A 3,457-nucleotide genomic window follows, 5' to 3' on the forward strand; every position below is an offset into this window, starting at 1 on the left:
ACCATAACAGATGAAAAGAAAGCCAATAAAGACAAACCAATCATCTTCGCAGCTGGTGACCAGAGTTCACCCAATTGCGTTCCAGACGTTCCCAGTAATTCTGTAATTTGCGAAATATAAGTCGGCACCTCTAACTCGAGATAGACCGAGAAACAAGTGAAAAGAATCGTAAGGGCGATCATTCCCCACTCTTTTCCTGTAATACGTTTAGCGAGTTTCTTCATTCTCTCCTCCTATCTTCTCAACATTTTCTTGCAATTGCCCGAGTACCTTTTCAAAGATTGCCAAGTCTGACTTTGAAACCCCCTCTAGCAGACTTTGATCAATCCGATCAAAAAAAGCTTTAACTTTTTGCATCTGCGAACGCGATTTCTCCGTCAGGCGAACAAATTTTGCCCGCTTATCGCTCGGGCTCGCCTCTAACTCGACCAAACCATTTTGTACCATGCGCTTGACTAGATTACTCGCCACAGATTTGCTAATATTGAGTTCCTGCTCGATATCCTTAATCAAGACCAGTTCCTCTTTTTGTTCACAATGATCTAAAAAACGCAGAACCTGCCCTTGCGGTCCACCCATAAATTCAATGCCACATCGCTTGGCTTCTTTCTGTACCATCAGATGAACCTGGTGTCCAAAACGTTTGAACATTAACATCGGCTTGTCCATGATTGCTCCTTTCTTACGATAAATATAGTTCTCACAAGAACTATATAAGTTTCCATGAGAACTATTTTATCATTTTCAGAAATGATGTCAAGAAAAAAGTTTCCTAGAGAACTATTTTAGTTTAAATTGACATTAGGCAATATTTTTTCTATAATAAGCACTAACTACTGTGGATAGAAATCCATTCACTCGATGAAGGGAGAAAACGTTCAAATGAAACCAGAAGAACAAAGAGTTTTAGGAATCTTGGCAACCATTTTTGGAGCCATCGCACTTTTAGGATCTTGGATTCCATTTATTAACTATCTATCGTTTTTCATCGCCATTGTCGCATTTATCTTGGGGATTATCGGCCTTATCGTCAACCTCAAAAAACGAAAAACAATGGCCATTATTGGAACAGCTCTGTCAATTGCTTCTATTGTACTTTTCTTTACGACCCAGATACTGTACGCTAATATCTACAAAGATTTTGCCAGGGAGTTTAACCGTTCCTATAGAGAGGCAAGTTCCTCAATGGAACGCGAAGAAGAAAGCGACTTGACAGATGATAGCGCCTATTCCATCCCAGAGGAGGAAGAAGACGATACCTTCACCTGGACCCAAGAACAGTTCGACGCCTTAATCGAAGGTGACCTTGACAACAAAGGAAAAGGGGGTACCAACTACAAGGATATTATCAAAAAACACGGACTACCAGACTCCGAATTTGACTCCACTATCGGAGGGTACGATACGAGAAAAATCACCTATATCTCCATTGGTGACAAGATCAAGACTGTTACCTTAACTTTTGCAAAACAAGACAATGGACAGCTCTTGCTAGTTCAAAAACATGCAGTCGGTCTAGGTCTAGAAAAAAGCAAGAAACAAAACGATTCTGAAACCAGAGTCTAAGTTCAAATATCAAAAAAACGAACAGCTAGTAAAACTGTTCGTTTTTCTATTAGAATCCATCTACGTTTGTGTAGATCTTTTGTACGTCTTCGTCGTCCTCAAGAACGCTGTAAAGTTTTTCAAAGGTTTCAAGGTCTTCGCCTGACAATTCCACTTCAGACTGAGGAATCATTTCCAATTCAGTCACTTGGAATTCTTCGATACCAGACTCACGAAGGGCAACGATAGCCTTGTGAAGGTCTGTTGGAGCTGTGTAAACCGTGATTGTTCCTTCTTCTGCTTCTACATCGTCCACATCCACATCTGCTTCTAGCAATTGCTCAAAGACTGCATCAGCGTCCTCACCCGCAAATACGATCACACCCTTGTTATCAAAGAGGTATGAAACTGAACCTGAAGCACCCATGTTTCCGCCGTTTTTACCAAAAGCTGCACGGACATTGGCTGCGGTACGGTTAACGTTTGAAGTCAAGGTATCCACAATCAACATAGAACCATTTGGTCCAAAACCTTCGTAACGTCCTTCTGTAAAGGTTTCGTCTGTGTTTCCTTTTGCTTTATCAATCGCTTTATCGATAACGTGTTTTGGCACTTGGGCTTGTTTCGCACGGTCGATAACGAATTTCAAAGCAGTGTTTGATTCTGGGTCTGGATCACCTTTTTTAGCTGCTACATAGATTTCTACACCAAATTTTGCATATACTTTAGAGTTAGCTCCATCTTTAGCCGTTTTCTTGGCTACGATATTGGCCCATTTACGTCCCATTAGGAATCTCCTTTTTTCACATTTTAATCTTTCTTATTATAACACAAGTTTTTTCGATTTTCACTAGAGGAAATGGATTTTATTCAGCAAATCCAGCTAGGATTGTCCTTTGGCTGCCAAGATTGCCTTGCCTTCTTTTATCAGGGGATGGCGGAAAAGTGAAAAGTACAGTTGGGTGGTCATGGCAACCCAGATAAGGGGTTCACAAAGGATAACTCCCCTATAGCCTGCCCAAGGGATAATCAAAACTACAAAAACAATTTTCCCGATTAGTTCTATAAAGCTGGAAACTAGAGGAAGGACTTTCTGCCCCAATCCCTGCAAGCAATTCCGATAAATCAGCAAAAGGCTCAAAATCGGATAAAAGACTGAACTGATTTGCAGGTAAAGACTACCATTTTCTACCAAGTATCCATCCGTCGAACTGGCCAAGAAGGAAACCAAGCTAGGACTGGCAAAAAAGAGGAAAATACAAATAAAACCTGCCCAGAACATGCTCAAACGACTCCCAACACCAAGGCCTTGAACTATGCGGTCTGGTCGCTTGGCCCCGAGATTTTGAGAGGCAAAGGTCGTCATAGCAGAAGAAATAGCCGTCATCGGAAGCAGAGCAAAAGCCATAATGCGTCTAGCTGCTGTTTGAGCACTAATAATCACAGCTCCAAAAGTATTGACAGAAGACTGTAAAATCACACTACCTATGGACACAATGGAACTCATCAAACCCATAGCCAAACCTTGCTCCAAGAGATCCGCATACAAGGCCTTGTTCCATTTAAAATGCTTGAGTTGAGGAAGTAGTTCTGGAACACTCTTACGGATATAGTAAAAACAGAGAACCGCTGACAATCCTTGCGAAATAATGGTAGCAAGCCCCGCAGATTGAACTCCCAGATGCAGTTGCGTAATGAAATAGAGATCCAGAACCACATTGACCAAGGCAGAAAAAATCAGAAATCCAAGAGCTGCTAGACTGTCTCCAATGGATCGCAACAAGCCTGCAAAAAGATTATAGGCAAAGCTGACACCTACACAGGTCACAATCATAGAAATATATTGATAGGATTGAGGAAGGATTTCTGCAGGGGTATCTAAATATTGCAAGAGTGGATACAGACCGACAAA

General features: G+C 41.4%; 4 protein-coding genes and 1 pseudogene. 1 reads left to right on the forward strand and 4 read right to left on the reverse strand.

Features of this window, described 5'->3' with window-relative positions; translation table 11 throughout:
* Nucleotides 1-224: pseudogene (locus GMD6S_RS08590) on the reverse strand (ABC transporter ATP-binding protein); the annotation flags it as partial.
* On the reverse strand, nucleotides 208-669 hold the full coding sequence (locus GMD6S_RS08595) for a MarR family winged helix-turn-helix transcriptional regulator (RefSeq protein ID WP_000360520.1): 462 nt from the start codon (nucleotides 667-669) through the stop codon (nucleotides 208-210). The gene GMD6S_RS08595 and the pseudogene GMD6S_RS08590, both read right to left, overlap by 17 nt.
* A gap of 192 nt (nucleotides 670-861) precedes the next feature.
* Between GMD6S_RS08595 and GMD6S_RS08600 the strand changes: the two genes are divergently transcribed.
* Entirely contained in the window at nucleotides 862-1,566 is a 705-nt protein-coding gene (locus GMD6S_RS08600) for a CD20-like domain-containing protein (RefSeq protein WP_033588306.1), read from the forward strand.
* 49 nt (nucleotides 1,567-1,615) lie between these two features.
* Here the strand turns inward: GMD6S_RS08600 and GMD6S_RS08605 are convergent, their stop codons facing one another.
* Nucleotides 1,616-2,332, reverse strand: a complete 717-nt coding sequence (locus tag GMD6S_RS08605) for a YebC/PmpR family DNA-binding transcriptional regulator (RefSeq protein ID WP_000532894.1) — start codon at nucleotides 2,330-2,332, stop codon at nucleotides 1,616-1,618.
* Nucleotides 2,333-2,428: 96 nt separating this feature from the next.
* Nucleotides 2,429-3,457, reverse strand: a 1,029-nt coding sequence (locus GMD6S_RS08610; protein ID WP_000419356.1) for an MATE family efflux transporter, incomplete at its 5' end; no start/stop codon positions are given.

It is taken from the genome of Streptococcus sp. GMD6S (assembly GCF_000297015.1).

What these genes read in the sequence shown, in the direction of transcription:
- GMD6S_RS08595 (WP_000360520.1), bottom strand. Translation starts at nt 669, where the DNA reads ATGGACAAGCCGATGTTAATGTTCAAACGTTTTGGACACCAGGTTCAT.
- GMD6S_RS08600 (WP_033588306.1), top strand. Translation starts at nt 862, where the DNA reads ATGAAGGGAGAAAACGTTCAAATGAAACCAGAAGAACAAAGAGTTTTA.
- GMD6S_RS08605 (WP_000532894.1), bottom strand. Translation starts at nt 2,332, where the DNA reads ATGGGACGTAAATGGGCCAATATCGTAGCCAAGAAAACGGCTAAAGAT.